The following is a 25,998-nucleotide window of genomic DNA, read 5'->3' on the forward strand; positions in this document are numbered from 1 at the left end:
GGCGCCTGACGAGCCCATGCCTTCACCCTGACATCGTCCTCGGCCTTGTGCCGAGGATTTGACCACGCGAGCAAAATCAGCCGTTTGCATTTCAGGATCGGCAGGCGGCCGGCGAGCGACCGCCAAGAGATCGTAGCCCTGCTGACGAGAGTTCCGAAAACATCCGAAGATTGTCACCGGCACAAATTTGCGTCTATCGGCGGGCCTCGCCGCGCGCCAGTATGGCGTCCGTAACACGCTACCGGAGCCGACATGAAAACCGTTGCCTTCACGACTGTCGATGTCTTCACCACCACCCGCTTCGAAGGCAATCCGCTGGCCGTGATGACCGATGCCCGCGGGCTCAGCGATGCCGACATGCAGAACATCGCCGCCGAATTCGGTTACTCCGAGGTTACCTTCGTGCTGCCGCCGCAAGACCCGGCAAATACGGCCCGCGTCCGCATCTTCACGCCCACCATGGAAGTGCCCTTCGCGGGACACCCCAATGTCGGAACCGCTTATGTGCTAGGCCGGCAGGGAGAAGTCTTCGGGCGCCCGGTCGGCGATCATCTGCGCTTTGAAGAGAAGGCCGGCCTCGTGACGGTCAATCTGAAGCGTGACGGCGACAAGGTACTCACCGCCTCCATTCGCGCGCCCAAGCCGCTTGCGATCGGCAATGCAATAGCGAAGGAAACAGTCGCCCGCTGCATCGGGATCGAGCCTGAGGATATCCGCCTCGCCAATCACGAACCGGTGGTGGCGTCAGTTGGCCTGAGTTTCGTCTTTGCCGAACTTGCGGACCTCGATGCCCTTGGCCGCGCCCGTCCGAATCTTACCTATTTCCAGGACGCAGCCACGCCGACCGCCGAGGGCAATCATGACTTCTCACTGTTCGTCTATGTCCGCTCGGACCAAGCCCCATGGACGATCCGTGCGCGCATGTTCGCACCGCTCGACAACGTGCCGGAGGATCCCGCGACCGGTAGCGCCTCGGCAGCGCTCGGCGCCTATCTGGTTTCGCTCGCGCCAGATCCGACCATGAGGGTATCGCTCACCATCGAGCAGGGCGTTGAAATGGGCCGTCGCAGCATCATCGGCATCGACGTCGCGAAGCAGGACGGCATCGTCACCGATGTGACAATCTCCGGCGCCTGCGCGCCCGTCATGCGCGGCGAAATCGACTACTAGACGAACAGGTCTCGCCCAACCAGCGCGATGGCCCAGATTGCGAAGGCGATCAACGCAATCTTCCAGAAATCTGCCCGCCGCCGCAGGCCGGGCAAGCCGAGCGGCTTGATCACCTGTATTGCCATCGCCAGGATGAGCAGCAGCGCGATCAGCTTCGTCATGTCTTTATTTTTCCAACGGTTATCAATGTCACAGGACGGACATTATTTCGCGCAACGACTGCATTTATTCATGCCGTAAAGGCATTTGGGGGCACAATCAACAATCTTGAGGCTAGGCGATACCGAGTATCGCCTTATGTGGTTTTTGATCGTCATGCGCAGAGTCTGGGGAAAATGAAAAGAAACCTGCTGTCCGTTGCCGCACTGCTCTTCGGCACACTCTTCCTCTTCATGGGCAACGGCCTGCAAGGCATTCTGCTTCCCGTCCGCGGCAATCTCGAAGGCTACGCCACCACCACGCTCGGCCTGCTCGGCACCTCCTGGGCGGCGGGCTTCGTCATCGGCTGCCTGGTCGCGCCGAAAATGGTCCGCCGCGTTGGTCACGTGCGGGCGTTTTCCGGCTTCATCGCCATCATCGCCATCATCGCGCTTGTGAGCGGCATCATCATTCACCCGGTCTGGTGGGTCCTGCTACGCGCCGTCACCGGCTTTGCAACCGCCGGCACATCGATGATCATCGAAAGCTGGCTCAACGAGCGCGCTACCAACGAAAGCCGCGGCGCGATCTTCTCGCTCTACATCGCCATCACCCTCTTCGGCGTCGTCGCCGGCCAGATGATGATCCCGCTGGAAGACGTGCGAACCCCTGTCCTCTTCATGGTGTGCGGCATCTTCTACTGCATCGCCATGCTGCCCACGACGCTGTCTACCGCCGCCTCGCCCCAGCCGCTGAAGGCAGTCAAGCTCGACCTGCCAGCGCTCTATCGCAACTCGCCGGTCTCCTGCCTTGGCATCCTGCTCGTCGGCATCGCCAACGGCGCCTACGGAACGCTCGGCGCCGTCTTCGGCGCCGGCGCTGGCCTGTCCGACACCAGCATCGCCATCATGATGAGCTCGACGATCTTTGCCGGAGCGCTGATGCAGTTGCCGGCCGGCCGCCTTTCCGACCGGATCGACCGCCGCTACGTGCTGGCCGCCATGTCGGCGGTCGCCGCTTTTGCTGGCATTTTGTTGGCGATTCTGCATCCGTCCTCGCCCGTCTTCATCATCGGGCTCGTCATCCTCTACGGCGCGGTTGCCAATACACTTTACCCGATCGCTGTCGCCCACGCGAACGACTACGCCGCAGCCGAAGACTTCGTGAAGGTCTCGGGCGGCCTTCTCCTGCTTTACGGCATCGGCACGATCATCGGCCCGACGATCGGCGGCCCGGTCATGTCCATGGTCAACCCACACGCGCTGTTTCTCGTCACCGCGGTCGCCCATGTCCTGATCACGGCCTATGCGATCCTGCGCAGCCGGATGCGGCCAGCCATCCCGGCGGGCAGCCGCGACACCTTTACCACCCTGCCGACGGCGACCTCGCAGACCCTGACGCCCGAAAGCATGTCGCTCGCGGACCGCAACCCGAACAAGGCTCCCGAAGTGGGCGAAGCTGGGTTAAAATCCAACTGAGACGAAAGCGGAGGATTACCCATGAGCTTCATCGAAGACGACCGGCCACAGAAGAAAGCGACTCACGAAATCGGCATGGATCTCTCCATGATGTCGGTCGATGAGCTGAAAAGCCGGATCGAGCTGCTGCAGGCCGAGATCGCCCGCATCGAGGCCGAGGCGGCGCGCAAGGCATCCGGTAGATTGGCCGCAGAAAACCTCTTCCGATCCTGATGTCGCACGTGTGCGGATTCGATCTATATCCGGCACGCAAGCGCTATTTCGGCACAGACTTAATGGGACATTAAGCTTTATAAGGTATTACTACATTCATCCAGACTTGCTCTGGATTTCAGACAGTTTTCCATGCGGTGAATTGGTCTGATTTTTCTCCCTGTTTTACCTTGAGAGCCGCTTTTTGCGGCTCTTCTTTTTTTCTTGGCTGGGGACTAAATCCATGAAACTGTGGAAGTTAACCCTTTCTTAAGAAACGCCTTGCGCAATTGGGCTAAAGCTACCATCTTAATGTCATAAAGACCGGTTGAGGAAACTTTTACCTTTAGCCGGCGTTACCTGACCATAAGTAGATGCGTGCAACAGGGACTATCTAAATGTCAGAGCTTGGATTGAACACAATCAGTTTTGCAGGTCGCGCTGCCGCATCCTCGCAGTTCAAGACGCTGTACTCGGAAGGCATGTCGCTGGTTGAAGAAACCGCCGCCTACCTCGATGGCAACGGCCGCGCTGCTTCCAAGGTTTTGCCGCGCATGGCCTCCGTTCTCTACGCAGCGGAATCGATGCGCCTCACCACCCGCCTGATGCAGATGGCGTCCTGGCTGCTGCTGCAGCGCGCCGTCAACAACGGCGAAATGTCGCGCGATCAGGTTTTGGCCGAGAAGAACAAGGTTCGCCTCGATGGCTTCAACGTCGATCGCAATGCACCGGGCTGGAACGATCTTCCGGAATCCTTCCGCGACCTGATCGAACGCTCGCTGCGCCTGCAGAATCGCGTTGCCCTGCTCGATCGCGAGATCTACCGCCCGAACGAGGCGCCGATCGTGCCTGACAACCAAAATAGCGTTCAGGCACAGCTGAGCCTGTTGCAGACGGCATTCGGCAACAACTAAGCCGCTTCGATACCGTACTCATGAAACCGGCTGCGCACTGCGCGGCCGGTTTTTCTTTTGCGCGCCGCTAACAAGAGTGTCGAATGACCTCTGGCCGCTCAAAGGCTTCAGCCGGGGCTCTACGCCTTGCCCAGATGCTTCGGCCAGAATTCCTGATGAACCGCGGCAGCTTCCTCTTCGATGTTTGGGCCATCCACAGCGACGATGCGCGCACCGGTTTCCAATATTGCCCGGCTCGGGACATTCAGGCCGATCCCCGCAATCTCGCCCAGCCGCACCTCCGAGCACGCAAAGACCATGCGCCCGATCCCCGACCAGTAGATCGCTCCGGAGCACATCGCACATGGCTCCGTGCTGGTATAGAGAGTGCAATCCGCCAGGACGGCAGCGTCATAATGCTGCGCCGCCAGCTTGATCAGGTTCAGCTCGGCGTGGTTCGTCATGTCACGACCGGTGAAGACGCTGTTTTCGGCGCGCAGGATGACCTTGCCGTCCTTGACCAGCACTGACCCAAACGGTTCGTCTCCGCGTTCCATCGCGGATTTCGAGAGTGCGATCGCCTCTCGCAAAAACGGCTCATGGTTTTCCATCCCGGTCTCCCTCAGAGCTAGAGCCGGATGATCTTGTCTTGGATCGAACAGATTTCCAAGGGCCGCTACCCAGATTGGAAAACTGCCCCGCCTCAACCGTTGGGGAAAGTCGATGTTGCCGCCTGCGCTTGACTGAGGGCCGCGCAACAAAAAACCCCGCCGAAGCGGGGTTTTCCAAATTCTGCCATGCAGCAGCGATTAGAGGCCGAGGCCGCCGAAACGCTTGTTGAACTTGGAAACGCGGCCGCCGCGGTCCATGAGCTGCTGGTTGCCGCCGGTCCAGGCCGGGTGGGACTTGGAGTCGATTTCGAGGTTCATGACAGCGCCTTCAGAACCCCAGGTCGAGCGGGTTTCGTACTCGGTGCCATCGGTCATGACCACCTTGATCGTGTGGTAGTCGGGATGGATTTCTGCCTTCATAACAATCTTCCTGCCATGCAACGTCCAAATTGACGCATCACGTTGCGACAAGAGGACCGATTGAATAAATGAAGCCGCAGTCGCTTATGGCTACGGCTTCCCATTAGGATGCCGTGCCTATACATGAAGGCCATCAGGATAACAAGAGCCCACAACCGTCTTGCACGGTGTTGAAGGCGATCGGAGATCGAATTGACAGACGAAGTGCAGGCCGGGGAGAAGAAATCACGTTCACTGAGGCCTCTCGGCAGGTTGACACCCTATGTCATGCGGTATCGCGGCCTGGTTACCGGCGCGCTGATATCGCTTGCGCTCGCCGCCATTACCTCCCTCGCCCTCCCTCTCGCCGTCCGGCGCATGATCGACCACGGCTTTACCCAGGCCGATGGCAGCTTCATCAACAGCTACTTCCTGATGCTGATGGTGATGGCGGTCGTTCTCGCGATCGCCAGCGCCCTGCGCTACTACTTCGTCATCACCCTGGGCGAACGGATCGTGTCGGACCTGCGCCGCGACGTCTTTGCCCACGTCACACGGCTCTCCCCATCGTTCTTTGATGTCAATCAGTCTGGCGAGATTGTCTCGCGGTTGACGGCCGACACGACCCAGATCAAGTCCGCTGTCGGCGCGACAGCGTCCGTCGCCTTGCGCAACCTGATCCTCTGCCTCGGCGCGATGGGCATGATGATCGTCACGTCGCCAAAGCTTGCGGGCCTGGCGCTCGGTGCCATCCCATTGATCGTCTTTCCGCTCGTCGCCTTTGGCCGCTCGGTGCGCAAACGGTCGCGCGCCGCCCAGGATACGCTTGCCGAGGCCTCCGCCTTTGCGAACGAGACCATTGCCGCCACCCGCACCGTGCAGGCATTCGGTGGCGAGGCCGCGGCCGCCGGTCGCTATGGAAGCGCCGTCGAGACGGCCTATGGCGCCGCCCGCGCCGCGATCCGCGCGCGTGCCCTGCTCACCGGTATCGCCATCACCCTGATTTTCGGCAGTGTGGTCGCCGTGCTCTGGGTCGGTGCCCACAACGTTCTCGCAGGCACCCTTTCTGCGGGCACCCTCGGGCAGTTCCTGCTTTACTCGGTTATCGCGGCTGGCTCGCTGGGTGCGCTCTCGGAAGTCTGGGGAGAGCTGTCGCAGGCCGCCGGCGCTGCCGATCGCCTGACGGAATTGCTGGACGAGGTCTCGCCGATCCAGACGCCGGCGAAGCCTGAAATACTGCCTACCCCTGCCCTCGGCCGAGTCGAGTTTTCCAATGTCCATTTCGCTTACCCCTCGCGCCCCGGGCGATCGGCCCTGCATGGCCTGAGCTGTCACGTCAAGCCGGGGGAGACGGTCGCGATCGTCGGCCCCTCCGGCGCCGGCAAGACCACCGTGTTCTCGCTGCTGCTGCGCTTCTATGATCCGCAGCAGGGAGCCGTGATGGTCGATGGCGTGGACGCCCGCGCCGTCGATCCGGACGCGTTGCGCCAGCGCATGGCGATCGTCCCGCAGGATGTCACAATCTTCGCCGCCTCCATTCATGAGAATATCGCCTTCGGTCGCCCTGATGCGACGCGCGACGAAGTACGGGCAGCCGCAGTCGCCGCCCAGGCAGACGAGTTCATCACCCGCCTCGACAAGGGCTATGACACTGAGGTCGGCGAGCGCGGGGTCACGCTTTCCGGCGGCCAGCGGCAGCGAATTGCCATTGCCCGCGCGATCTTGAAGAACGCGCCGATCCTGCTTCTCGACGAGGCGACCTCGGCACTCGATGCCGAGAGCGAAACGCTGGTGCAGAAGGCGCTGGATGTCCTGATGGACGGACGCACGACCCTCATCATCGCCCATCGCCTGGCGACCGTGCTGAAGGCTGATCGGATACTCGTCCTCGATCAAGGCCGCGTGGTCGAGGAAGGCACGCATCAAAGCCTGATCCGCCATGGCGGTATCTACGCCAAGCTTGCCAAGCTGCAGTTCGAGACCGGTGCGGAAGAGTTTCTGAGCGCCGTTAAGTAAGCTGCCGATAACATCCAACGCGCCCCGCAATCCGATCCCACGGGTTGCTGCAGGTTTCACCTATGCGCGAACATTGACATAATACACGTATAGATTACACTCGGTTTTGTATTGAAACCGTTCGTCATCTTTTCGTGGAGATTGCCAGGTGGATTCTATCAGCTTTGCCGAAACACTCGTGACGCTCGTTGCCGCCAGCGTCGTGATATCGATGCTGTTGTTCTACCGGTCGCTGCATCAGGCACGCGGCTGGTCGTTGACCGACGCCCTTTCGGAAGACGTCACGTTGACGAAGACAGACCAAGCGGGAAATCCCGTTAATGCCGCCGGCAATATCCTTGCCGTCGGGGAAGCCCCCCTCAATATTACCGAGATGAAAGCCAGTTCCAGCAGGTTCATCGCCATGATCGGAACCGTCGCGATCCTCATGCTTTACGTCGGCTTCGGCCTTGCCTGCCTTCACAACTTCGCAAGCGGCAAGGGGATTCCCGATATGTCAAATGGCTCGAACTTCTTCTACTCCGGCCTCGTGCTCTTTGCCCCCTACATCGTCAACAAATTCTCCTCGGCATTCTCGTTCTTCAAGCCGTGATAATGCCGCGCGTGCTGATCGCGACCGGGGTTGCAAAAGACTAAAATATCCAGATGGAATAGTTGTGTTTTTTGTTTTAGGCTGTCCTTGCTGATTTAAACAACATCCTGATTCCGGGAGAAAAAATCGATGTATAAGTTCGAAGTTTATAAGGACAAGGCAGGCGAATTCCGGTTCCGTTTCAAGGCCTCGAACGGCGAAACGATGTTTGGCTCCGAAGGTTACAAGGCCAAGGCTTCTGCCCTGAGCGCGATCGAATCCATCAAGAAGAACTCTCCCGGCGCGACGGTCGAAGACACGACGAAGGCCGAATCCTGACCAGAACCCAGGCGGCGCCACAAGCGCCGCCTCACCTTCTTATAGACAGGCAAGGTTCTCAGGTTCTTGCCGCTCGGCCAACGCCCAAGGCGATATGCAAGGCCGGATCTCGCGAAGAGGTTACTCCTCACAAGATGAAATCAGTCATTTCTCGGTCAGCTTCAGCTCGATGCGACGGTTCGTTGCGCGCGCCTCGGGCGTATCTCCCGGAGTAATCGGCTGAAACTCGCCGAAACCTGCGGCGACCAGACGGTCGGCAGGCACGCCCTGCGCGATCAGGAACTTCACCACGGAAATCGCGCGTGCCGACGAAAGCTGCCAGTTATCGGCATACCTGCCCGTTCCGGCCAGAGGCACGTTATCGGTATGACCGTCGACGCGGAGTACCCAGTTGATCTCAGGCGGGATCTCCTTGGCGACATCAAGAAGCGCGCTGGCGAGCTTGGTCATTTCAGCCTGCCCGTCCGGATTGAGGTCAGCGCCACCCGATGGGAACAGCACTTCCGACTGGAAGACGAAACGATCGCCGACGATGCGGATATTCTCGCGATCGGAGAGAATTTCACGCAACCGCCCGAAGAAGTCCGATCGGTAGCGGTTTAGCTCCTGGACGCGCTGCGCCAACGCCACGTTCAGACGACGGCCGAGATCGGCAATCTTCGCCTGCGAACTCTGGTCCTTCTGCTCGGACGCCTGCAGCGCGACTTCGACGGCCGCAATCTGGCTGCGCAAGGCAGCGATCTGCTGGTTGAGAAGCTCGACCTGGCTCATCGCCCGCTCGCTCATCTGCTTCTGCTCGTCGAGTTCCTTGGTCAGGCCGCCGATGCGCTGCTGCGCCGCATCCTGCCCGCCCGAGCCGGCCGACAGCAATGCCTGCAGGCGGGAGCGCTCGCTCTCGGCAGACGACAGTGACGCCTGCAGGTTCGCGACATTATCCTCGAGATCCTGCTTGCTGCCCTTTTCCAAGGCGAGCAGCTGCGTCAGTTCGTTGATCTGGCTATTCAGCCGGTTGAGCACTTCGTCGCGACCGGAAATCTCTCGACTCAAGATAAACTGACCGACCACGAAGACGGTCAGCAGGAACATGATCGCAATGAGAAGCGTCGACAACGCATCGACGAAGCCCGGCCAATAATCGACGGCGCGTTCGCGGCGGCGGTTGCGAGCAAGAGGCATGGCTTACTTGCCCTCGCTCTTCTCGGCCTGGGTCAGACGTTGGCGTTCGGACGATGCATGCTTTTCCTGGGAGCCGATCCGTTCCGCCAAGCGGTCGAGCGTTCGGCGCATGGCTTTCGCTTCGTCCTGTTGGGCTTCGATCCAGTCCCGCAGCATCTGCTGCTCGTTGCGCATGTTCTTCACGAGACCCTGGATGCCTTCGGCGAGATTTGCCATCGCGGCCACCGAACGCTGGCTGCTGGCGCCGCCGTCTTCCGAGGCCTTGCGCATGTAGTCGGACAGAGCCTTGATCTCGTCAGGCGAGACACCGGACGACTGATCGATCGCCGGAACCACGGCATCGGAGCCAACGTCGGTCACGGACGACAGCCAGTTTTCCAGCTCCATGTAGAAGCGGTTCTGGGCGCGACCGGCCTGCAGGTCTAGGAAGCCGAGGATGAGCGAACCCGAGAGACCGAGCAGCGAAGACGAGAACGCCTGGCCCATGCCGGATAGCGGCGTGGAGAGCCCTTCCTTCAGTGCAGCCAGGACGTCGGACGACCCATTGGTGCCAGCGTCCAGCGACTGAATGACGTTGCTGATCGAGCCGATCGTGCCGATGAGACCCCAGAACGTGCCCAACAGGCCGAGGAACACGAGAAGGCCGATGAGATAGCGCGAAACATCACGCGATTCATCGAGGCGGTTTGCAATCGAGTCCAGAATGGAGCGGAATGCTGTCGTGGAAAGCCCCGCAAAGGTGCTCCGGCTGCCGATCAGCGTACGCATGGGCGCCAGAAGCTTGGGATTGCGGTTCACCTTGTCGGCGCTGCCTGCGGCACGAAAGGAATTGAACCAGCGCACTTCAGGGCGAAGCGCCAGAACATGGCTGAAAACCAGGATGATACCGACAGCGAGCACGCCGACGATCAAGCCGTTCAGTCCCGGGTTATGCATGAACGCCGTCTGGGTCTGCCGGAAAAGAATTGCGGCAATGAACCCGACGATCACCAGAAACAGCACCATAGTCCAAAGAAATGGCATCGGGCTGGAGAGTTTATAGTTATAGCTGCCCGTGGTTTTTTCGGTCGAGCCGAACTCCGCCACATTCACATTTTCCATGGATCCGCATCCTCCGGACTTCTCGCAGCCGGAGACTAGAGCAACATTGTGCCGAATTGAAGTACGCGGACAGCGAAAACCGTGTCTTTACAACAGCGATTTAGCGGGTCGGGATCGGACGCTTGGCGACTTCGAGCAAAGCCTTCTGAATATACTCGTTACCGGCGACGACGGAGCCGGTTTCCAGAATGGACGTACCGCCATCCCAATCGCTGACATAACCGCCGGCTTCGCGGATGAGCAGGATGCCCGCGGCGATATCCCACGCAGAAAGACCGGTTTCCCAGTAACCGTCGAAACGGCCGGCAGCAACGTAGGCGAGATCGAGCGAGGCGGCACCCATGCGACGGATGCCGGCGACTTCACCCATCACGTGGCGAAGCTCGACCAGGAACTTGCCGTGATTGCCACGTCCCAGATGCGGCACACCGCAGGCAACGACCGAGTCGGAAAGCACGCGGCGGGCGCCGACACGAAGGCGGCGATCATTGAGGAATGCGCCGCCGCCGCGCTCGGCGGTGTAGAGTTCGTCGGTCGCCGGATTGAAGACGACGCCCGCGACGATCTCGTTGTTGCGCTCAAGCGCGATCGAGACGGCGAACTGCGGAATGCCGTGCAGGAAGTTCGTGGTGCCATCGAGCGGATCGACGATCCAGCGGTGCGCACCGTCCGTGCCCTTAATCTCTTCGCTTTCCTCGCCGAGGAAGCCATAGGTCGGACGCGCCTTCAGAAGTTCATCCTTGACGATCTTTTCGGCCTTGCGGTCCGCATTGGAAACGAAATCGCCCGGTCCCTTGACGGAAACCTGCAGGTTCTGCACTTCGCCGAAATCACGCCCCAGCGATTTTCCTGCCTTGATGGCAGCCTGAACCATGACATTGAGAAGAGCTGAACGGGCCATGTGGGCGGTTTTCCTTGGGCTAAATAGGTGCGCGTTGTCAGGGCGGGGATGGTCCCTGATCGCCGGCAGAGGCTGCGCTTTATAAGATTGGCGGCTTCAAGACCACAAAATCGGGGAAATTTCAAGAGCAGCGCCGCATGGCTGCATTGAATCGCAGGAAGGCCGCAAATTAATTCTGGACAGATCGGTCTTAAATTCCTATATGTCCCCCATGGCAAGACACAAGGAATTCGACCGCGACGTGGCGCTTGGCGCCGCCATCAACGTGTTCTCCGAGCACGGCTATGAAGGCACGTCGACGGATCAGTTGCTGACGGCGATGAAGATCAGCCGCCAGAGCATGTATGATACCTTTGGCGACAAGCGCCGCCTCTACTTGGAAGCACTGCAGCGCTACAACGCCGACAGTACTGCCAGACTGATCGACGACCTGAAGCATCATACGACACCGATCGATGCGCTCGAAGGCGCACTCGTCGCCTTTGCCTCGCGGCCGTCATCGGAGGCCAGCCGCTGCTGCCTCGGTGTCAGCGCCGTCTGCGAATTCGGGCGCACAGACCTGGAGATCGCCACACTGACCGATACTGCCTCCCGCGCGCTTTCCAATGCGCTGAAGACAATCGTCGAAGACGGCCGGAAGAGCGGTGCCATCGCATCCGACATTGACCCCGACGAGGCCGTCCACTTCCTCGGCGCGACCCTCTCCGGCATGAAAGTCAGCGCCCGCAACGGCGCTTCCCCTGAAACCCTCCGCGGTATCGCCCGCATGACCATCCGCAGCCTCCGCTAGGCGCACCAAGCGGCCACGCCGTTTCTTCATGCTCAATTATAGACTGATTGATCCAAAAATAGAAAGGAAATGCAAATGTCTCATTCCCTCACCGAAAAGGTCGCCCTGGTCACCGGCGGCTCGCGCGGCATCGGCGCGGCGATCGTCCGCAGGCTCGCCGAAGACGGCGCTGCCGTGGCCTTCACCTATTCCAGTAGCGATGACCGGGCCAAGGCGCTTACCGCCGAGATCGAAGCGAGCGGCGGCAAGGCTCTGGCAATCAAGGCAGACAGCGCCGATCCCGAGGCTGTGCGAAATGCCGTCGCGACCACCGTCAGACACTTCGGCGCACTCGACATTCTCGTCAACAATGCGGGCATCCTGATGCTGGCCCCGCTCGACGAATTCGCATTGGAGGATTTCGACCGGATGTTCGCGGTCAACGTTCGCGCGGTCTTTGTCGGCGTGCAGGCGGCGGCAAGGCACATGCAGGCCGGCGGCCGCATCATCAACATAGGAAGCGTCGTTGCAGACCGCAGCGGCTTTGCGACATCGGCGGTCTACAGCATGACCAAGGGCGCCATTGCTTCGATGACCCGCGGCATGGCGCGCGATCTCGGCCCGCGCGGCATCACCGTCAACACCATTCAGCCGGGACCAACAGCAACCGACATGAATGGCGCCCCGGGCACAGAGGAGCACCTGTCACCGCTGATGGCGCTGGGCCGCATGGGCGAAGACCGCGAGATCGCAAGTCTTGCAGCCTATCTCGCCAGTCCCGAGGCGTCGTTCGTCACCGGCTCCGCCCTGACGATCGACGGCGGCTACCTTGCTTGAAGGCAAACAAAAAGCCGGCGGCGCTCGCACGCCACCGGCTCGCGTCATGATTGGCTCGGCTCAGAATTTCTGCTGGGTAATCAGAACCTCACGGGCAATCTGGTCGAGCGGGAGGATCCGGTCGACGCCGCCCTTGGCAATCGCCTCCTTCGGCATCCCGAAGACGACCGAAGTCGCCTCGTCCTGTGCCACGGTATAGGCACCGGCCTGGTGCATCTCCAGCATTCCCTTGGCGCCATCATCGCCCATGCCGGTCATGATGATACCCATCGCGTTCGAGCCGGCGGCCCGGGCGGCGGAGCGGAACAGAACGTCGACCGACGGGCGATGGCGCGAGACGAGTGGCCCGGTCTTGACCGATACATGATAGCGCGCGCCCTGCCGCTCCAGGAGCATATGCTTGTCGCCGGGAGCAATCAGCACATGCCCGCGCAGCACCGGATCGCCATCGACAGCTTCCTTGACCTCGACCTCGCAAAGACCGTTGAGCCGCTTGGCGAAGGCCGCCGTGAACTTCTCCGGCATATGCTGCACGATGACCATGCCGGGCGCATTCGCCGGCAGCGCTTCGAGAAATTCCCGGAGCGCCTCGGTGCCCCCGGTCGAGGCGCCGACGCAGACGATCATCTCCGTCGTCTTGGCCATGGCGCGACCGGTCGGCGGCGGCAGCATCGCATCTGCCGTCAGCTTCTGCGGAGGCGCCTCCTTGCCGGGGCGAAGGCTGCTTGCGCCGCGCCGCACATTGCCCATCCGGGCATGGGACGCGCTCTTTACGACTTCACGGATCCGCACCGCGTCATCGGCCAGGCTATCCGCCGCGCCGATCTTGGATTTCAGGATCACATCGACAGCACCCGCCTCAAGCGCCTGCAGCAACGTTTCCGAACCCGCCTCCGTCAACGACGAACACATGACGACAGGGATCGGACGCTGCGACATCAGCTTGCGGAGGAAGGTGATGCCGTCCATGCGCGGCATCTCGACATCCAGCGTAATGACGTCGGGAATCTCTTCCTGGATCTTCTTCGCGGCCATGAACGGATCGGTAGCGACCCCCATGACCTCGATATCGGGATCCTCCTGCAGGACGCGGACGAGCGTCTGGCGAACACTGGCGGAGTCGTCGATGACGAGAACTCGTATCTTCTTGCCCATGGGCGACCTTTACCTAGACGCGCTGAAAGACGGTGTTGGATACCTGCTTGAGAGGCAGATCGATACCGGCGATGGATTCGGAGTGGCCGATGAACAGATAGCCCCCTGTTAAGAGGCGGTCGCACAGCCGTTTCAAAACCAGCGCCTGCGTCTGCTTGTCGAAATAGATCAACACATTGCGGCAAAAGATGATGTGCATCCCGTCACCGACAGGATAGCTGTCGTCCATCAGGTTCATGCGCGCAAAACCGACCCTGGCACGCAGGGCCGGAGAGATCCGCACCTCCCGACGCCCCGGCTGCTTTGCGGTCATGACGTATTTCCGCATCAGGTCACGCGGCACGGGATGGACCATATCTTCGGAATAGATACCGAGCCGGGCCGTGTTCAGCACGTCGGTGCTGAGGTCCGTTGCGAGGATGCTGTAGTTGAGGTCGTTGCGACCACCGACGAATTCCTCAAGCACCATCGCCATGGTGTAGGGCTCGGCACCCGTCGAGCATGCCGAACTCCAGGTACGCAGCGTGCGGATGCCGGCGTTCGCCAGTGCCGGCAGGGCCACCTGCTGCATGTATTCGAAATGACGCGCTTCCCGGAAGAAGTCTGTCTTGTTGGTCGTGACCGCGTCGATCAGATAGACGGTCTCGTCCTCGAGACCGTCTTCCTGAAACAGGAAATCGCAATAATCGTCGAATGTCGCATGGTTCGTCGCCCGCAGACGGCGGCGAAGCCTGCCTTCCAGCATCGTCAGCTTTGTCGGCGGCATCTTGATGCCGCTGTAGTCGTAGATGAACCGCGAAAGCTTATCGAAATTGCGCTTGCTGATCCGGTCGCCGACCAGTTGGGTTTCCACTGCTGCCATACTCATTGATAGCAATACTCCAGCTGGTCCGCTCAGGCGGCCGATTGCAAGACGGAGGCATCTTCGCGCGACAACAGCCGCGCGAGATCGACGATCACGACGAAGCCGCCTTCCCGACGAACGACACCCGCGATGTAATCGGAGCGCCAGCGCACGCCGATATCCGGCGCCGCCTCGATCTGGTCACGCCGGAATGGCGTGACCTCGAAGACGCGATCTGCGACGAGGCCGAGCGTGAGCAATCGGCTGTCCATCGGAATATCGAGGACGAGGACCCGCGTATGCGGCGTGGGCACCGTCTTCGACATGCCGAGTTTCAGGCGCAGATCGATGGTCGGCACGCCCTGGCCGCGCACGTCGCGGAGGCCAAGGAGATAGTCAGGACCATTTGGAATCTTGAAAGCTTCCGCATAGTCGAGGATTTCCCGCACCACCTCCACCGGCACGGCGAAGATCTCATCGCCGAGGCTGAAGGTCACGAACTGCGCTTCCAGGGATGCCGTTGCCATATTATGCGCTTTCCTTGAAATCGGCGTCGCCGTCATCAGGGCCGCCCATGGACATATCAAGTGCGAAGCCCTTGGCGCGTGCCTGCTGAGCCGAGACCGTGTTGGCAGGTGCCTTGGCAGTCGCCGGCTTGCGAGCGGCGGCCGGAGCCGGGCTGCGGACGCTGACGCGAGCAGCAGGCGTACGGCTCTGGCGGCTGCCGGCCATGTCGACCTTGAAGAAGGCAATCGAGGTCTGCAGTTCTTCGGCCTGGCTTGCCAGTTCCTCTGACGTCGCTGACATCTCTTCCGATGCGCCGGCGTTCTGCTGGGTTACCTTGTCGAGCTGCTGGATCGCTTCGTTGATCTGCGAGGCACCGATGTCCTGCTCGCGGCAAGCGGCGCTGATTTCGGAGACCAGTTCGGCGGTCTTGCGGATATCGGGCACCAGACGACCGAGCATGTCGCCGGCGTCGCTGGCTGCCTTGACGGTATCGCTCGACATGGCGCTGATTTCAGCGGCTGCCGACTGGCTGCGTTCAGCCAGCTTGCGAACTTCCGAGGCAACGACCGCGAAGCCCTTGCCGTGTTCACCGGCGCGTGCTGCCTCAACCGCTGCGTTCAGAGCGAGAAGGTCGGTCTGGCGAGCGATTTCCTGAACGATACCGATCTTCTCGGCGATCGTGCGCATCGCGTTGACGGCACGCGAAACGGCGTCACCGCTTGCCTCGGCGTCCTTGGCGGACTGGCGAGCAATCTTCTCGGTCTGAGCCGCGTTGTCGGCGTTCTGCTTGATGTTGGAGGCCATTTCTTCCATGGCGGCAGACGCTTCTTCGGCGGACGCTGCTTGCTCGGTCGCACCCTGGGAAACCTGCTCGGAGCTGGCCGAGAGTTCCTGGCTGCCGGCGGAGACGTTTTCGGCGGCGGAAAGTGCATCGGCGACAACGCCGCGCAGACGTTCGACCATCTGTTCCAGGGCGATGCCGAGCGTGTCCTTGTCGGAGAGCGGCTTCGGCGAGACCGTCAGGTCGCCGTTGGAGATCTGGTTTGCAATGCCGGCGGTGACGCGCAGGTTGCCGGTCATCGTGGACATCGAGTTGACGAGATCGCGGATTTCATCGTTGCTCTTGTGGTCGATGTTCTGATCGAGGTCACCGATGGCAACGGCGTCAGCAAGATTGACCGCACGCTTCAGACCGCGCGAGATGTTGAGCGAGATCCAGGTGGCGCAACCGAGCGAGAAGACGATCAGCACGACAGTCATCGATACCAGAAGGAAGCGAGAGTTGGCGTACTGAATGTCGGTCGCCTGATCGGTTTCGTTGACATTGCCGGAGATCGTTTCAGTCATGTCTTCCATGACCTTCAAGGCCTTGTTCATGACGTCGCGGCCTTCACCCATCGTGAGGGTTGTAGCCTGGGCATTGGACTCGGTCGTGTTCTGGGTCGAGAGATCAGCAATGCGCTTCTGGATCGGCGCATAGGTCTCGTAGAGCGACTTGAACTGGTCAGCCTGGGCGCGAACATCAGGATCTGCGGAGGCTGCGAGCTTCTCGGTCAGATCCTTGATGTTGCCCTGGCGATCAAGCAGCGACTTCACGAAACCGGCAATCTCGGTCGGGTCGGAGTTCAGGATTGCGTTCTTTTCGGCGCGAACCGTACCGTTGAACATTTCGCTGAGCGAAACAACGTTCTTCAGGTCCTTGATCGGTTCGTCGACCATCTGCGTGATCGCGGAGTTCAGAGACGAAAGATTGTAGATCGCGAGGCCTGCCATCGATCCGCTGAGCAGGATGACGGCGGCGAAGACTAAAGCTAGCTTCAGCTTTATCGTAAAGCGCATGAGTAGACTCCAGAGACTTGGAACGCTTGGGCAAGATTGCCCGGTAGATGGGTGTGGGAGGGAGAAGGAGATAAAGAGCCGTACATCTACTCTTGCGTGAGCGGGTGGCGGTGCCAGCCACGCTTCCAACGTTTACATCCGTTGGCATCTGCGGTGCCGCGGCCAGTCGCCTGGCCACGGCGTTGTCACTGATCAGGCGCTTTCGCGGAAGTCGTCGTCGCCGGCATCGGGGCCGCCCATCGACATATCGAGCGCGAAGCCCTTGACGCGTGCCTGCTGGGCCGAAACCGAGCGGGCATGTGTGTTGTTGTTGCTGCCGAAGGCGGGCTTGGCAGGGCGTGCGGCAGGCTTGGCAGCCGTGTTTGCCGCAACCTTCCGGACGCCGGTCTTGGTGCCTGCGGTATCGACCTTGAAGAAGGCGATCGAAGCCTGCAGTTCCTCCGCCTGGGCAGCCAGTTCCTCTGACGTCGCCGACATCTCTTCCGATGCGCCAGCGTTCTGCTGTGTCACCTTGTCGAGCTGCTGGATCGCTTCGTTGATCTGCGAGGCACCGATGTCCTGCTCGCGGCAAGCGGCGCTGATTTCGGAGACCAGTTCGGCGGTCTTGCGAATGTCAGGCACCAGACGGCCGAGCATGTCGCCGGCATTGCTTGCTGCCTTGACGGTATCGCTCGACATCGCGCTGATTTCAGCGGCTGCCGACTGGCTGCGCTCAGCCAGCTTGCGAACTTCCGAGGCAACAACCGCGAAGCCCTTGCCATGTTCGCCGGCACGCGCTGCTTCAACAGCTGCGTTCAGAGCGAGAAGGTCGGTCTGGCGAGCGATTTCCTGGACGATGCCGATCTTCTCGGCAATCGTGCGCATGGCATCGACGGCACGCGAAACGGCCGCGCCGCTCTCCTCGGCATCCTTGGCGGACTGGCGAGCGATCTTTTCGGTCTGCGCCGCGTTGTCGGCGTTCTGCTTGATGTTGGCAGCCATCTGCTCCATCGAAGCGGAGGCTTCTTCGGCGGATGCGGCCTGTTCGGTCGCACCCTGGGAAACCTGTTCGGAGCTAGCCGAGAGTTCCTGGCTGCCGGCAGAGACGTTTTCCGACGCCGAGAGCGCATCGGCGACAACACCGCGCAGACGCTCGATCATCAGGTTGACGTTGCCGAGGAGCTCGCCGATTTCGTCACGGTTGGTGATCTCGGCAGTCTTCGTCAGGTCGCCTTCGGCAACTTCGCGAACAGCGGTGTTGGCGCGGGCAAGACCCTTGCTGATCGTGTTCGCGATCCAGAAGGCAGTTATGGCGGCAATCAGCGTCGCCACCGCAGCGGCAACAATGAGCGTCAGGCGGGTCGACGCATACTGCTGGTCGGCGCTGTCGTCGGCTTCCTTCATCTTCTGCTTTTCAATGGCCAGCATGCCATCCAGAGCGCCGTCCATCTGGTGCGCGAACTGACGTGCGTCGCCGACGGAAACCGCCGTCGCGCCGTCGTGGTCGCTGGCCTGCAGCAACTGTCTGATCTGGTCGTCGGCTGCGATGAACTTCTTGGCGATCGCTTCGATCTCGACCCAACGAGCGCGGTCTTCCGACTCCGCGATTGCGATAACCGATGTCAGCGCCGTGGTCAGGTCGTTGCGGGCGGCATCGCCACTTTCAAACGCGCCTTTCATTTCCTTGTCGTCGCGGGCAGCGACGAGATTCTTCTGCTGGCGGATAACCTCCAGCTCGGCAATGTTTACCGCCTGCGTCAATTCCAGTCGTGCGGCTGGCCCTGCCAGCAGTTCGCCCAGCGTGTCGTTGATCTTGCCCAGGCTAAAGATGCCGTAGGCAGCGGTGCCCACGAGCATGAGGATAATAAAGGTGAACGCGGTCACCAGCTTTGTCTTGATCGTCAATCGCATAATAAAAACCCCTTTTTATTCGACGACGCTTCAGGCGGCGGATCCCGAAGCATCGTGCCGAGCTGAAAAGATTGCCTGCAGGTTGGGGAGAATGATGAATTCCCCTCCTCGCTTGACCAGGCAGTTGATGTAGTCGGGACGCCAACGCATCCCGACGCTTGGTGGCGGCTCGCTTGCGGTCCTCGCAAGCGTCGTCACCTCGTTGACCTTGTCGGTCCGAAGCCCGACGAGCGTTGTCTCGCCTTCGATATCGATCTCGATAACGATGATGCGGCTGTCGATGGTGGCTTCCGTGCCTTCCATTCCGAAGGCCAGGCGAAGATCGGCAAGGGGAATGACCTTGCCGCGAAAGTTGATGACGCTGGCTACGAAGGGCTGCGCACCCGGCACGGCCGTCTCCGGCAGCAGGTCCAGGATTTCCTGAACCATGACAGCCTCGAGCGCAAAGGTCTCGCCGTTCATGTCGAAGGTCAGGACCTCCACTTCATCGGCGTAATTCCAATGATGATCGATCTTTTCGACTGCCGCGCTCATCCTGCCACCCGCATCTGTGTTTCCTGTTGCTGACCGGCGGCCACGAGGTGGCCGACGTCGAGAATGAGGGCAACGCTGCCATCGCCAAGAATGGTGGCGCCGGAGAAGGTCGCGACGTCGTTGTGCAGCTTGGACATCGACTTGATGACCGTCTGGTGGTCGCCGATGATCTGGTCGACCACTAGGCCGACGCGTTCCGTGCCCGTGGAGATGACCACGACCTTCTGATGCACATCCGGCTTGGTGCCGGTGCGGAACAGATCACGCAGGCGCAGGAAGGGAACGAGGCTGTCTCGCAGCGAAATGAAGCTGCGACCGCGCGAACGCAGATCCTCTTCCAGCGACAGCTCAAGGCATTCCTCGACCGCCGAGAGTGGGATCACGTAGCGACCGGAACCGACCCGCACCAGCAGACCGTCGATGATGGCCAGCGTCAGCGGGATGCGGAGCGAAACCTCGGACCCCTGCCCCGGCACGCTTTCGATGTCGATCGCGCCGCGAAGGGCCTCGACCGTCTTCTTGACGACATCCATGCCGACACCGCGGCCGGACAGGTTGGTGATGGCAGCGGCGGTCGAGAACCCCGGCGCGAAGATCAGCTGCAGCAACTCGCTGTCGGACAGCGGCTGGCCGGGCGAAATGAGGCCGGAGGATTCAGCCTTTGCACGCACTCGCTCGCGGTTGATACCGCGGCCGTCGTCCTTGATCGAGATGATGACTTCGCCGCCGGCCTGCCGGGCGGACAGTGTCACGGTACCGGCTTCGAGCTTGCCTGCCGCCAGACGATCCTCGGGCGTCTCAAGCCCATGGTCGATGGAGTTGCGCACCAGATGCACCAGCGGATCGGCGAGCCGCTCGATAACCGTCTTGTCGACTTCGGTGCTTTCGCCCTCGGTCACCAGTTCGATCACCTTGCCGGTCTCGCGGGCGAGATCGTGAACGAGGCGGCGGAAGCGCGAGAACAGCGTTGCCACCGGCACCATGCGCAGCACCATCATCGTGTCGCGAAGCTCGCCGGACAGGCGCTCGATTTCTTCCGACACCGAACGAAGCGCAATGTCGGTGCTGGCGCCTGCGAGCTGGCTGAGACGGGACTGCGCGATGACCAATTCGCCGACACGATCCATCAGCTCGTCCAGGCGCTCGGCCGGGACGCGAACATTTTCGGCGGCCTTGGCCTGACGCTGGTCGTTAGCAGCGGCGGCATCGCGCTTGACGGGAACCGCTTCCACCGGCTTGAACTCCGGCACGGCGGCGGCAACAGGCTGGACCGGGACAACCGGCAGCGTCGCAACGGCAGCGGTGGGAGCAGGCGTAGCCTTGGCCTCGGCCGCGGCAGGCGCTGCGATTTCCTGAACATCCAGTTCCATGTCGTCCATCACGAAGATGAAGACGTCATCGATCGCTGAGCGGTCCTGCTCGCTGGTGAGCACGACGTCCCAGGCGACGTAGAGTTCCGTTGGCACGAGTTCGTCGAGCGGCGGAATGCCGGCGGTATTCGCCCGCACGCTGCATTCGCCGAGATCGCGCAGTTCATCAAGCAGGCCCAGCGGATTGGTGCCGTTCGCCATCGCGTTCGAAGGCAGGCTGAAGCGGATGCGCCAGGTGGTCTTCTTCTTGGCCTCTGCGACCGGCGCAGCAACGGCGACAGGTGTGACCGCAGCCGCCGCGCCAGTGGCTTTCTCGCCAACCGCAGCCTGCAGCTGCGCCAGTAGCTTCTGCCCGGTGTCGCCATGATCGGCGTCCGGCTGGTCGACGAGCGCCCGCATATGATCCTGAGCGGCCAGAACGGCGGCCACGAGTTCCGCCGTTGCCGGCACCTCGCCCTTGCGAACGCGGTCGAATGCCGTTTCGCAATGGTGCGTAAAGGCCGCCAGCGCATCGAAGCCGAACATCGAGCCCGAGCCCTTCAACGTATGAAGGCCGCGGAAGACAGCGTCGACAAGATCCTTGTCGTCAAGCTGGTGCGTCAGGTCGAGAAGACCGGCCTCGATCGTTTCGAGGCATTCCGCCGCTTCGGTGCGAAAGACCGCTACAGGGTCGAGCGTACTCATCTGCCTAATACCTTCCTGACGATCTTCACCAGATTTTCCGGATCGAAGGGCTTGGTCAGCCAACCGGTCGCGCCGGCGGCCTTGGCGCGCGCCTTCAGGTCGGCGTCGGATTCCGTGGTGAGGAAGATGATCGGAACGCCAGTGTGTGTCGGCAGCTTGCGCAGCTCTTCGATCATCGTCAGGCCGTCCATGACCGGCATGTTCAGATCGGTCACGATGAGGTCGAAGTGCGCCGACTTGGCAGTCGCAAGCCCCTCCGCGCCGTTGACCGCTTCCGTGACGGAGTAGCCTGCGTTGGTCAGCGTGACCTTCGTGGTCAGACGAATGCTTGCGGAGTCATCGACAGTCAGAATGTTTGCGCTCATCGCGTCACCTCTTTATGCAACCAGAATTTTGTGTCGTCGCCGTTGAACGCTTCGATGAAGCCTGCGCGCTCGAGGACTTTAAGGACGTGTCCCTTGGCCGGAACGCCAAGCGCGAGCGTCTTGTTGGCTGCTTTCGCTTGGCGTCGCGCGGATTCAACAAGCTGAATGAAGCTCAGATCCGCTTCGGCATTTTCAGGAATGTCAAGAATAACGGAATTGTTACTCGAGAAAGATTCAGTAATTCTCTGCTTCAAATCTGAAACGTTTCTAATACTTAGAACGTCTGGCAGGGAAATAGAATCAATATATTGTCCACTCGCACTCAACTCAGCCTCCTGGGACGGAGAAATACTTTTTCGACCTAAAGACGAATCTCATGACAGCCTTAACGACGAGTAAAATTCGGTTGTGGTGGAATGCAATTACGACGAGTCTGGACTCCCCGAATTCTTACCCGGGAGAACTTATAACGAGGCACACTCACATTGAAAAAAAGCTTTTATAAGCAGCATGTTAACGCGAATAAACCATGTTCGGCGCCGAAAGGGCCGCGTTTTCATGCTCCGTTAAGCACAACGCCTTCGAGTCCGGTTCCGTTTACCTGACGTTTCCACACCGCTCCTAAAACTGACGCGGAAATTGCCAGTGTTATAAGTAAAGGAAATAACGTGACAAACGGGGCGACATCGGCACTAACCGCATTTCAGACGTCGGGATCGAGCATCAGCGAGACGCTCGAATCTGCCAGAAGTCAGGTTGAGGCACGCTTTCTCGAAGGCGGCACCGTGCTGCTGTCGGTGATGGATGTACTCAACCGCCTGTTGAACTCCCTCGACAGCATTTCCAAGGCACTGGACACCAACGAGTCGAGCGATACGGGCGCGGATCTGCGCTCGACCGTAAAGAGCCTCACCGACCTTCCAGGCGTAGAGAGAGCCCGCCAGGGCGCGCTTTCTTCGCTGGCAGAGACCGGCTACGCCTTGCGCAAGCACGTCGCCGACATGCAGGAGACGATGCGCTACCTGCGCACCTTTGCCGTCACCGTGAAGATCACCGGCGCCGGCCTGCCGGAATTTGCCGGCTTCGCCCAGGAAATCCTGGAACGCATTTCCTCGGGGACCGAAGAGGTCAACGGCTTCGCCCGCCACCTCGAAAGCCTGGAAAAGGACGTCAAGACCGCGCTAGCATTCGGCACCAATATCGCCCTCAAATACTCGGAGACCGTGCCTGAGGTCGCCAAGGCATTGCATGACGACGCCCGCAAGATCGCCGACCACCGCCAGCATCTCGCCGCGGTCGCCCGTGATGTGTCCGCCGTTGCCCGCGGCATCCAGAGCAAGGTGGCTTCTACGCTGTCGGCCCTGCAGATCGGCGACATCACTCGCCAACGCATCGAGCACGTGCAGAGCACGTTCGAACTCCTCGAAACATTCCTGGCTGGCGATGAAAGCGCGAGCCTTGACGGCGACGCGCGCAAGCGTCTGCAGAACGTCATCCACCATCTGACCGCCGCGCAGATGAATGACATGTGCAAGGACTTCCACAGGGATTCACAAAACGTCGTCAAGACGATCGCGAGCTTCAGCCATGATACGCAGGAGATCATGCGGCTTCGCGACCAGATGAGCGGCGGAGGCGGCGGCAACTTCATGCGCGCCCTGGAGACCAGCGTCTCGGCCGCGCACGAGATCGTCAAGCAGGTCGATGCCGCCACGCAGCAGGCAGACCGGGTCGGTCAGTCGACGCTCGGCACGGCCGCCAGACTTCTGCAGAGCATCGGCAACATCCGCGCCGTCAAGACCGACATTCACTACATGGCCTTGAACACCAACCTGCGCTGCAGCAGGCTGGGCGAGGAAGGCAAATCGATCAACGTCGTCACCGCGGAATTGCGCATCTTCGCCGGCAAGCTGGACGATTCCGCCGATGCTATCGTCACCGGCCTTCCCGCCCTGGAAGCGGCTGCCGGCAACGTCGTGCCGACCAACGGAAATGGTTCTGGCGGCCTTGCCGAGGATCTGACCTCGGCGGTCAGCAACATTCGCTCCGCTGCCGACACCATGGAAGACGAACTCAAGATCCTGTCGGAGCACGGTCGCGAAGTTGCCAGCAAGATCAGCCTGTTGACGTCAAAGCTGGACTTCCAGAGCGACCTTGGCGACGTTCTGGCGCAATGTGCCGACGTGCTTGAAGAGATCGCCGGGGCAGAGATCGCCGATATCTCCGACATCGCGGAAGCCGTCGCTCCGCTCGATAAGAGGATCTTCAAGCTCTACACCATGGCGCAGGAACGCACCGTGCATCGCGATATCGTTCCAGCGACTGAAGAGGCGGCAACGCAGGTCGAGGAAACCGCCAGTGCAGCGGCCGAGGACGACGACCTCTTCGCGGACGCGCTGTTCTAAGGATCAGCGGCGACGACGGAACTTGTTGGCGGCGTCGATCGCCGCCTTCTGCTGATCGTCGTTGATCCCGAGGTAGAAATCTTCCAGCGCCGGATCAGCGAGGCCGGCGCGGCGCGACAGCACATACCATTTCGCGGCTTCGACAGGATCGGGCTTGGTGCCCAGTGCATTGATATAGAGATGGGCAAGCTTGTTCTGCGCAACGACATTTCCGTCGTTGGCGGCAATGCTCAGCCACTGGAAGCCCTTGACGAAATCTCTGGGCCCGTTGGTCCCGTTGACGAACCAGACTCCAAGATCGACCTGCGCCGTATCAAACCCGGCATGCGCGGCACGGGCCATCCACTCGCGGGCAAGCTGCTTCTTTTCCTGTGGCAGATCGGGCAGCGCCGAATAGATCTCGGCAACGGCATATTGCGCATCGGCAATGCCCTGCTCGGCAGATTTCTCGTAGTAAGGCAGGGCAAGCTTCAGGCCTTTCGGGCCGGGGTTGTCCGCCGTGAGGATCTGCCCCCAGTTGAACTGTGCCGACGGGTTGCCGGCATCCGCGGCCTTGCGCATGTACTCATCCGCAAGTGCCTTGTCGCGTTTGACGATCCTGCCCTCCATGAGAATCAGGGCGTACTTGAACATCGCCGCGGCATCGCCGCCCTCGGCAGCCTTGCCGTACCAGAAGGCGCCATTCTTGACATCGCGCCGGACACCCAGACCGCCGGTCAGAAGTTCAGCAACAAGCGTCTGAGCGGCCGCGTCTCCGAGCTGGGCACGCGGCAGCGCCAGATCCATCGCGGTCAGGTAGTAGCCGCGTTGATAGGCACCATATGCCTCGTCGACTGGCCCCTTGTAGTCTTTCTCCGGCGGCAGATCCGGCAATTTTGCGCCCATGCGGTCGAAGACGCCGACACCGGTCGATGGCACAGTGCCGTCGGCCTGAGGGCGGCCGCTCTTCAGCGCCCCCTGCGACCCGGACAGCGGCCGTGTGACAACATTGTCGACCGTCTGAGCCGACACGTCATGCGCAATCGCCGCCACGGCAACGGCGGCGGCAAAAGTGGAAATGCGCAAATAACGGCTCATGATCGGCATGGGCGGGATATCAATCCTCAAACCGTGGCGCTTTTTCGTCCAAAAGCGCATTGATTTCCGCGACGATTGCCGGCGCACGCGCCGGCTCCGCAAATACCGCAAGCCGCAGCGCCACGAACTCGGCGCCGGTCTCCGCGACGGCAAGCGCCGAGGCCGGATCGGTGCCACCCATGACGATGCAGGGAATCTCGATCATCGACGCCCACCACTCCGCAAGCGCAAGGTTCTTCGGGTGCGCTTCCGGCTTAATGTCGCCTTCGAGCTTTCCGAAGAAGATATAGTCCGGCCGCTCCTCGCCGATTTCGAGCGCATGGTGCCGGTCAGCCGCATTGCCGCCGCCGACGATCAGCTTGTCGGCATATTTGTCGATCGCTTCGGCAATCTCCGTCGCGGGGCCGGTGAGATGCAGACCGTCGGCCCTCGAACGACCGACGACGCGGCTGTCACCCGCGATTAGAGCCGCCGCTCCGGCGTTCTGGATCAGCGGCACCAGCTTCTCGGCATGTTTCTGGAACTCGCCGTCGTTGAGACCGTATTGCGGCACGATCACGGAGGCGACGTCGCCACCCTTGAGGGCGTCGGCGACGATCTTTGCCTGTTCGTCCGCGTCGGCGATCTCAGGAACGATCAGAACTAGGCGGCAGCGGTTTGCAGGTTCGGCCATGAACTCTTTCCATTTGCAGCGGATTTCGCCGCTTCCCGGCCGCTCCGCACTCGTCTTGTGTGAG

At 60.9% G+C, this 25,998-nt stretch carries 27 protein-coding genes; 10 read left to right on the plus strand and 17 right to left on the minus strand.

Going from position 1 to position 25,998, the window contains the following annotated elements:
- The first annotated feature begins 252 nt into the window (after positions 1 to 252).
- Positions 253 to 1,170 (plus strand): PhzF family phenazine biosynthesis protein, encoded by a 918-nt coding sequence (locus tag QTL94_RS07550; RefSeq protein ID WP_289801112.1) that lies wholly within the window; start codon positions 253 to 255, stop codon positions 1,168 to 1,170.
- On the opposite strand, the gene QTL94_RS07555 is transcribed toward QTL94_RS07550, so the two are convergent.
- A complete protein-coding gene (locus QTL94_RS07555) occupies positions 1,167 to 1,331 on the minus strand; it encodes a hypothetical protein (RefSeq protein ID WP_289801113.1) in 165 nt (54 codons plus the stop codon). The two genes, QTL94_RS07550 and QTL94_RS07555, sit on opposite strands and share 4 nt — an antisense overlap.
- A gap of 174 nt (positions 1,332 to 1,505) precedes the next feature.
- Here QTL94_RS07555 and QTL94_RS07560 point away from each other — a divergent pair, with 174 nt between their 5' ends.
- The 3 genes from QTL94_RS07560 (at position 1,506) to rcdA (ending at position 3,892) form a co-directional block, all read left to right on the plus strand.
- Positions 1,506 to 2,786, plus strand: a complete 1,281-nt coding sequence (locus tag QTL94_RS07560) for an MFS transporter (protein WP_065691619.1) — start codon at positions 1,506 to 1,508, stop codon at positions 2,784 to 2,786.
- A 21-nt stretch (positions 2,787 to 2,807) separates the two neighbouring features.
- The gene (locus QTL94_RS07565) at positions 2,808 to 2,999 is read left to right on the plus strand and encodes a DUF1192 domain-containing protein (protein WP_065691618.1); all 192 of its coding nucleotides are present in this window, start codon (positions 2,808 to 2,810) and stop codon (positions 2,997 to 2,999) included.
- Positions 3,000 to 3,376: 377 nt separating this feature from the next.
- Positions 3,377 to 3,892, plus strand: coding sequence for a protease adaptor protein RcdA (gene rcdA, locus QTL94_RS07570; RefSeq protein ID WP_065691617.1), 516 nt, complete (start codon positions 3,377 to 3,379; stop codon positions 3,890 to 3,892).
- A 119-nt stretch (positions 3,893 to 4,011) separates the two neighbouring features.
- On the opposite strand, the gene QTL94_RS07575 is transcribed toward rcdA, so the two are convergent.
- Together QTL94_RS07575 and rpmE are read right to left on the minus strand one after the other, a co-directional pair.
- Positions 4,012 to 4,482 carry a nucleoside deaminase gene (locus QTL94_RS07575; RefSeq protein ID WP_289801114.1) on the minus strand — a complete coding sequence of 157 codons (471 nt, stop codon included), beginning with the start codon at positions 4,480 to 4,482 and terminating at the stop codon, positions 4,012 to 4,014.
- A 198-nt stretch (positions 4,483 to 4,680) separates the two neighbouring features.
- The gene (gene rpmE / locus QTL94_RS07580; RefSeq protein ID WP_037182697.1) at positions 4,681 to 4,902 is read right to left on the minus strand and encodes a 50S ribosomal protein L31; all 222 of its coding nucleotides are present in this window, start codon (positions 4,900 to 4,902) and stop codon (positions 4,681 to 4,683) included.
- A 192-nt stretch (positions 4,903 to 5,094) separates the two neighbouring features.
- On the opposite strand from rpmE, the gene QTL94_RS07585 reads away from it, so the two are divergent.
- The 3 genes from QTL94_RS07585 to QTL94_RS07595 all read left to right on the plus strand — a co-directional run bounded on the left by QTL94_RS07585 (position 5,095) and on the right by QTL94_RS07595 (position 7,807).
- Positions 5,095 to 6,897, plus strand: coding sequence for an ABC transporter transmembrane domain-containing protein (locus QTL94_RS07585; protein WP_289801115.1), 1,803 nt, complete (start codon positions 5,095 to 5,097; stop codon positions 6,895 to 6,897).
- Between the two features lie 148 nt (positions 6,898 to 7,045).
- Positions 7,046 to 7,489 carry a hypothetical protein gene (locus tag QTL94_RS07590; RefSeq protein WP_289801116.1) on the plus strand — a complete coding sequence of 148 codons (444 nt, stop codon included), beginning with the start codon at positions 7,046 to 7,048 and terminating at the stop codon, positions 7,487 to 7,489.
- A 129-nt stretch (positions 7,490 to 7,618) separates the two neighbouring features.
- Complete coding sequence (locus QTL94_RS07595) at positions 7,619 to 7,807, plus strand: YegP family protein (protein WP_065691613.1); 189 nt, start codon at positions 7,619 to 7,621, stop codon at positions 7,805 to 7,807.
- A 144-nt stretch (positions 7,808 to 7,951) separates the two neighbouring features.
- On the opposite strand, the gene QTL94_RS07600 is transcribed toward QTL94_RS07595, so the two are convergent.
- The 3 genes from QTL94_RS07600 to QTL94_RS07610 form a co-directional block, all read right to left on the minus strand.
- A complete protein-coding gene (locus QTL94_RS07600) occupies positions 7,952 to 8,983 on the minus strand; it encodes a peptidoglycan -binding protein (protein WP_113521856.1) in 1,032 nt (343 codons plus the stop codon).
- A gap of 3 nt (positions 8,984 to 8,986) precedes the next feature.
- Positions 8,987 to 10,084: a flagellar motor protein MotA gene (locus QTL94_RS07605; RefSeq protein ID WP_289801117.1), complete on the minus strand. Its 1,098-nt coding sequence runs from the start codon at positions 10,082 to 10,084 to the stop codon at positions 8,987 to 8,989.
- Positions 10,085 to 10,184: 100 nt separating this feature from the next.
- Positions 10,185 to 10,985, minus strand: a complete 801-nt coding sequence (locus QTL94_RS07610; RefSeq protein WP_289801118.1) for an inositol monophosphatase family protein — start codon at positions 10,983 to 10,985, stop codon at positions 10,185 to 10,187.
- 211 nt (positions 10,986 to 11,196) lie between these two features.
- On the opposite strand from QTL94_RS07610, the gene QTL94_RS07615 reads away from it, so the two are divergent.
- Positions 11,197 to 11,775: a TetR/AcrR family transcriptional regulator gene (locus QTL94_RS07615; protein ID WP_289801119.1), complete on the plus strand. Its 579-nt coding sequence runs from the start codon at positions 11,197 to 11,199 to the stop codon at positions 11,773 to 11,775.
- 75 nt (positions 11,776 to 11,850) lie between these two features.
- Positions 11,851 to 12,591 (plus strand): 3-oxoacyl-ACP reductase family protein, encoded by a 741-nt coding sequence (locus QTL94_RS07620; RefSeq protein ID WP_289801120.1) that lies wholly within the window; start codon positions 11,851 to 11,853, stop codon positions 12,589 to 12,591.
- 60 nt (positions 12,592 to 12,651) lie between these two features.
- Here QTL94_RS07620 and QTL94_RS07625 read toward each other — a convergent pair whose 3' ends face one another.
- The 9 genes from QTL94_RS07625 to QTL94_RS07665 all read right to left on the minus strand — a co-directional run bounded on the left by QTL94_RS07625 (position 12,652) and on the right by QTL94_RS07665 (position 22,105).
- Positions 12,652 to 13,746: a protein-glutamate methylesterase/protein-glutamine glutaminase gene (locus tag QTL94_RS07625; RefSeq protein ID WP_065691607.1), complete on the minus strand. Its 1,095-nt coding sequence runs from the start codon at positions 13,744 to 13,746 to the stop codon at positions 12,652 to 12,654.
- Between the two features lie 13 nt (positions 13,747 to 13,759).
- The gene (locus tag QTL94_RS07630; protein ID WP_113521859.1) at positions 13,760 to 14,614 is read right to left on the minus strand and encodes a CheR family methyltransferase; all 855 of its coding nucleotides are present in this window, start codon (positions 14,612 to 14,614) and stop codon (positions 13,760 to 13,762) included.
- A gap of 26 nt (positions 14,615 to 14,640) precedes the next feature.
- Complete coding sequence (locus tag QTL94_RS07635) at positions 14,641 to 15,117, minus strand: chemotaxis protein CheW (protein ID WP_065691605.1); 477 nt, start codon at positions 15,115 to 15,117, stop codon at positions 14,641 to 14,643.
- Between the two features lies 1 nt (position 15,118).
- Positions 15,119 to 16,936 carry a methyl-accepting chemotaxis protein gene (locus QTL94_RS07640; protein ID WP_065691604.1) on the minus strand — a complete coding sequence of 606 codons (1,818 nt, stop codon included), beginning with the start codon at positions 16,934 to 16,936 and terminating at the stop codon, positions 15,119 to 15,121.
- 192 nt (positions 16,937 to 17,128) lie between these two features.
- Positions 17,129 to 18,826 (minus strand): methyl-accepting chemotaxis protein, encoded by a 1,698-nt coding sequence (locus QTL94_RS07645; protein ID WP_289801121.1) that lies wholly within the window; start codon positions 18,824 to 18,826, stop codon positions 17,129 to 17,131.
- Positions 18,827 to 18,856: 30 nt separating this feature from the next.
- Entirely contained in the window at positions 18,857 to 19,360 is a 504-nt protein-coding gene (locus QTL94_RS07650; protein ID WP_056820852.1) for a chemotaxis protein CheW, read from the minus strand.
- Positions 19,357 to 21,414 carry a chemotaxis protein CheA gene (locus tag QTL94_RS07655; RefSeq protein WP_289801122.1) on the minus strand — a complete coding sequence of 686 codons (2,058 nt, stop codon included), beginning with the start codon at positions 21,412 to 21,414 and terminating at the stop codon, positions 19,357 to 19,359. The genes QTL94_RS07650 and QTL94_RS07655 overlap by 4 nt, the downstream gene beginning before the upstream one ends.
- On the minus strand, positions 21,411 to 21,779 hold the full coding sequence (locus QTL94_RS07660) for a response regulator (protein WP_065691601.1): 369 nt from the start codon (positions 21,777 to 21,779) through the stop codon (positions 21,411 to 21,413). Before QTL94_RS07660 ends, QTL94_RS07655 begins: the two co-directional genes overlap by 4 nt.
- A complete protein-coding gene (locus QTL94_RS07665; protein WP_289801123.1) occupies positions 21,776 to 22,105 on the minus strand; it encodes an STAS domain-containing protein in 330 nt (109 codons plus the stop codon). The genes QTL94_RS07660 and QTL94_RS07665 overlap by 4 nt, the downstream gene beginning before the upstream one ends.
- 342 nt (positions 22,106 to 22,447) lie before the next feature.
- Between QTL94_RS07665 and QTL94_RS07670 the strand changes: the two genes are divergently transcribed.
- Complete coding sequence (locus QTL94_RS07670; protein WP_289801124.1) at positions 22,448 to 24,184, plus strand: methyl-accepting chemotaxis protein; 1,737 nt, start codon at positions 22,448 to 22,450, stop codon at positions 24,182 to 24,184.
- A gap of 3 nt (positions 24,185 to 24,187) precedes the next feature.
- On the opposite strand, the gene QTL94_RS07675 is transcribed toward QTL94_RS07670, so the two are convergent.
- Both QTL94_RS07675 and QTL94_RS07680 read right to left on the minus strand, forming a co-directional pair.
- On the minus strand, positions 24,188 to 25,270 hold the full coding sequence (locus QTL94_RS07675; RefSeq protein WP_065691599.1) for a tetratricopeptide repeat protein: 1,083 nt from the start codon (positions 25,268 to 25,270) through the stop codon (positions 24,188 to 24,190).
- A 10-nt stretch (positions 25,271 to 25,280) separates the two neighbouring features.
- Positions 25,281 to 25,934, minus strand: a complete 654-nt coding sequence (locus QTL94_RS07680) for a thiamine phosphate synthase (RefSeq protein WP_065691598.1) — start codon at positions 25,932 to 25,934, stop codon at positions 25,281 to 25,283.
- Positions 25,935 to 25,998: the final 64 nt, after the last annotated feature.

Origin of the sequence: Rhizobium sp. S96 (genome assembly GCF_030382195.1) — a bacterium.
Taxonomy (GTDB): Bacteria; Pseudomonadota; Alphaproteobacteria; order Rhizobiales; family Rhizobiaceae; genus Rhizobium.

Coding starts and splice junctions, on each gene's coding strand:
- QTL94_RS07680 (WP_065691598.1), bottom strand. CDS start 25,934: ATGGCCGAACCTGCAAACCGCTGCCGCCTAGTTCTGATCGTTCCTGAG.
- QTL94_RS07605 (WP_289801117.1), bottom strand. CDS start 10,084: ATGGAAAATGTGAATGTGGCGGAGTTCGGCTCGACCGAAAAAACCACG.
- QTL94_RS07675 (WP_065691599.1), bottom strand. CDS start 25,270: ATGCCGATCATGAGCCGTTATTTGCGCATTTCCACTTTTGCCGCCGCC.
- QTL94_RS07655 (WP_289801122.1), bottom strand. CDS start 21,414: ATGAGTACGCTCGACCCTGTAGCGGTCTTTCGCACCGAAGCGGCGGAA.
- QTL94_RS07550 (WP_289801112.1), top strand. CDS start 253: ATGAAAACCGTTGCCTTCACGACTGTCGATGTCTTCACCACCACCCGC.
- QTL94_RS07600 (WP_113521856.1), bottom strand. CDS start 8,983: ATGCCTCTTGCTCGCAACCGCCGCCGCGAACGCGCCGTCGATTATTGG.
- rpmE (WP_037182697.1), bottom strand. CDS start 4,902: ATGAAGGCAGAAATCCATCCCGACTACCACACGATCAAGGTGGTCATG.
- QTL94_RS07610 (WP_289801118.1), bottom strand. CDS start 10,985: ATGGCCCGTTCAGCTCTTCTCAATGTCATGGTTCAGGCTGCCATCAAG.
- QTL94_RS07560 (WP_065691619.1), top strand. CDS start 1,506: ATGAAAAGAAACCTGCTGTCCGTTGCCGCACTGCTCTTCGGCACACTC.
- QTL94_RS07635 (WP_065691605.1), bottom strand. CDS start 15,117: ATGGCAACGGCATCCCTGGAAGCGCAGTTCGTGACCTTCAGCCTCGGC.
- QTL94_RS07630 (WP_113521859.1), bottom strand. CDS start 14,614: ATGAGTATGGCAGCAGTGGAAACCCAACTGGTCGGCGACCGGATCAGC.
- QTL94_RS07565 (WP_065691618.1), top strand. CDS start 2,808: ATGAGCTTCATCGAAGACGACCGGCCACAGAAGAAAGCGACTCACGAA.
- QTL94_RS07615 (WP_289801119.1), top strand. CDS start 11,197: ATGGCAAGACACAAGGAATTCGACCGCGACGTGGCGCTTGGCGCCGCC.
- QTL94_RS07620 (WP_289801120.1), top strand. CDS start 11,851: ATGTCTCATTCCCTCACCGAAAAGGTCGCCCTGGTCACCGGCGGCTCG.
- QTL94_RS07595 (WP_065691613.1), top strand. CDS start 7,619: ATGTATAAGTTCGAAGTTTATAAGGACAAGGCAGGCGAATTCCGGTTC.
- QTL94_RS07640 (WP_065691604.1), bottom strand. CDS start 16,936: ATGCGCTTTACGATAAAGCTGAAGCTAGCTTTAGTCTTCGCCGCCGTC.
- rcdA (WP_065691617.1), top strand. CDS start 3,377: ATGTCAGAGCTTGGATTGAACACAATCAGTTTTGCAGGTCGCGCTGCC.
- QTL94_RS07650 (WP_056820852.1), bottom strand. CDS start 19,360: ATGAGCGCGGCAGTCGAAAAGATCGATCATCATTGGAATTACGCCGAT.
- QTL94_RS07625 (WP_065691607.1), bottom strand. CDS start 13,746: ATGGGCAAGAAGATACGAGTTCTCGTCATCGACGACTCCGCCAGTGTT.
- QTL94_RS07645 (WP_289801121.1), bottom strand. CDS start 18,826: ATGCGATTGACGATCAAGACAAAGCTGGTGACCGCGTTCACCTTTATT.
- QTL94_RS07660 (WP_065691601.1), bottom strand. CDS start 21,779: ATGAGCGCAAACATTCTGACTGTCGATGACTCCGCAAGCATTCGTCTG.
- QTL94_RS07575 (WP_289801114.1), bottom strand. CDS start 4,482: ATGGAAAACCATGAGCCGTTTTTGCGAGAGGCGATCGCACTCTCGAAA.
- QTL94_RS07555 (WP_289801113.1), bottom strand. CDS start 1,331: ATGACGAAGCTGATCGCGCTGCTGCTCATCCTGGCGATGGCAATACAG.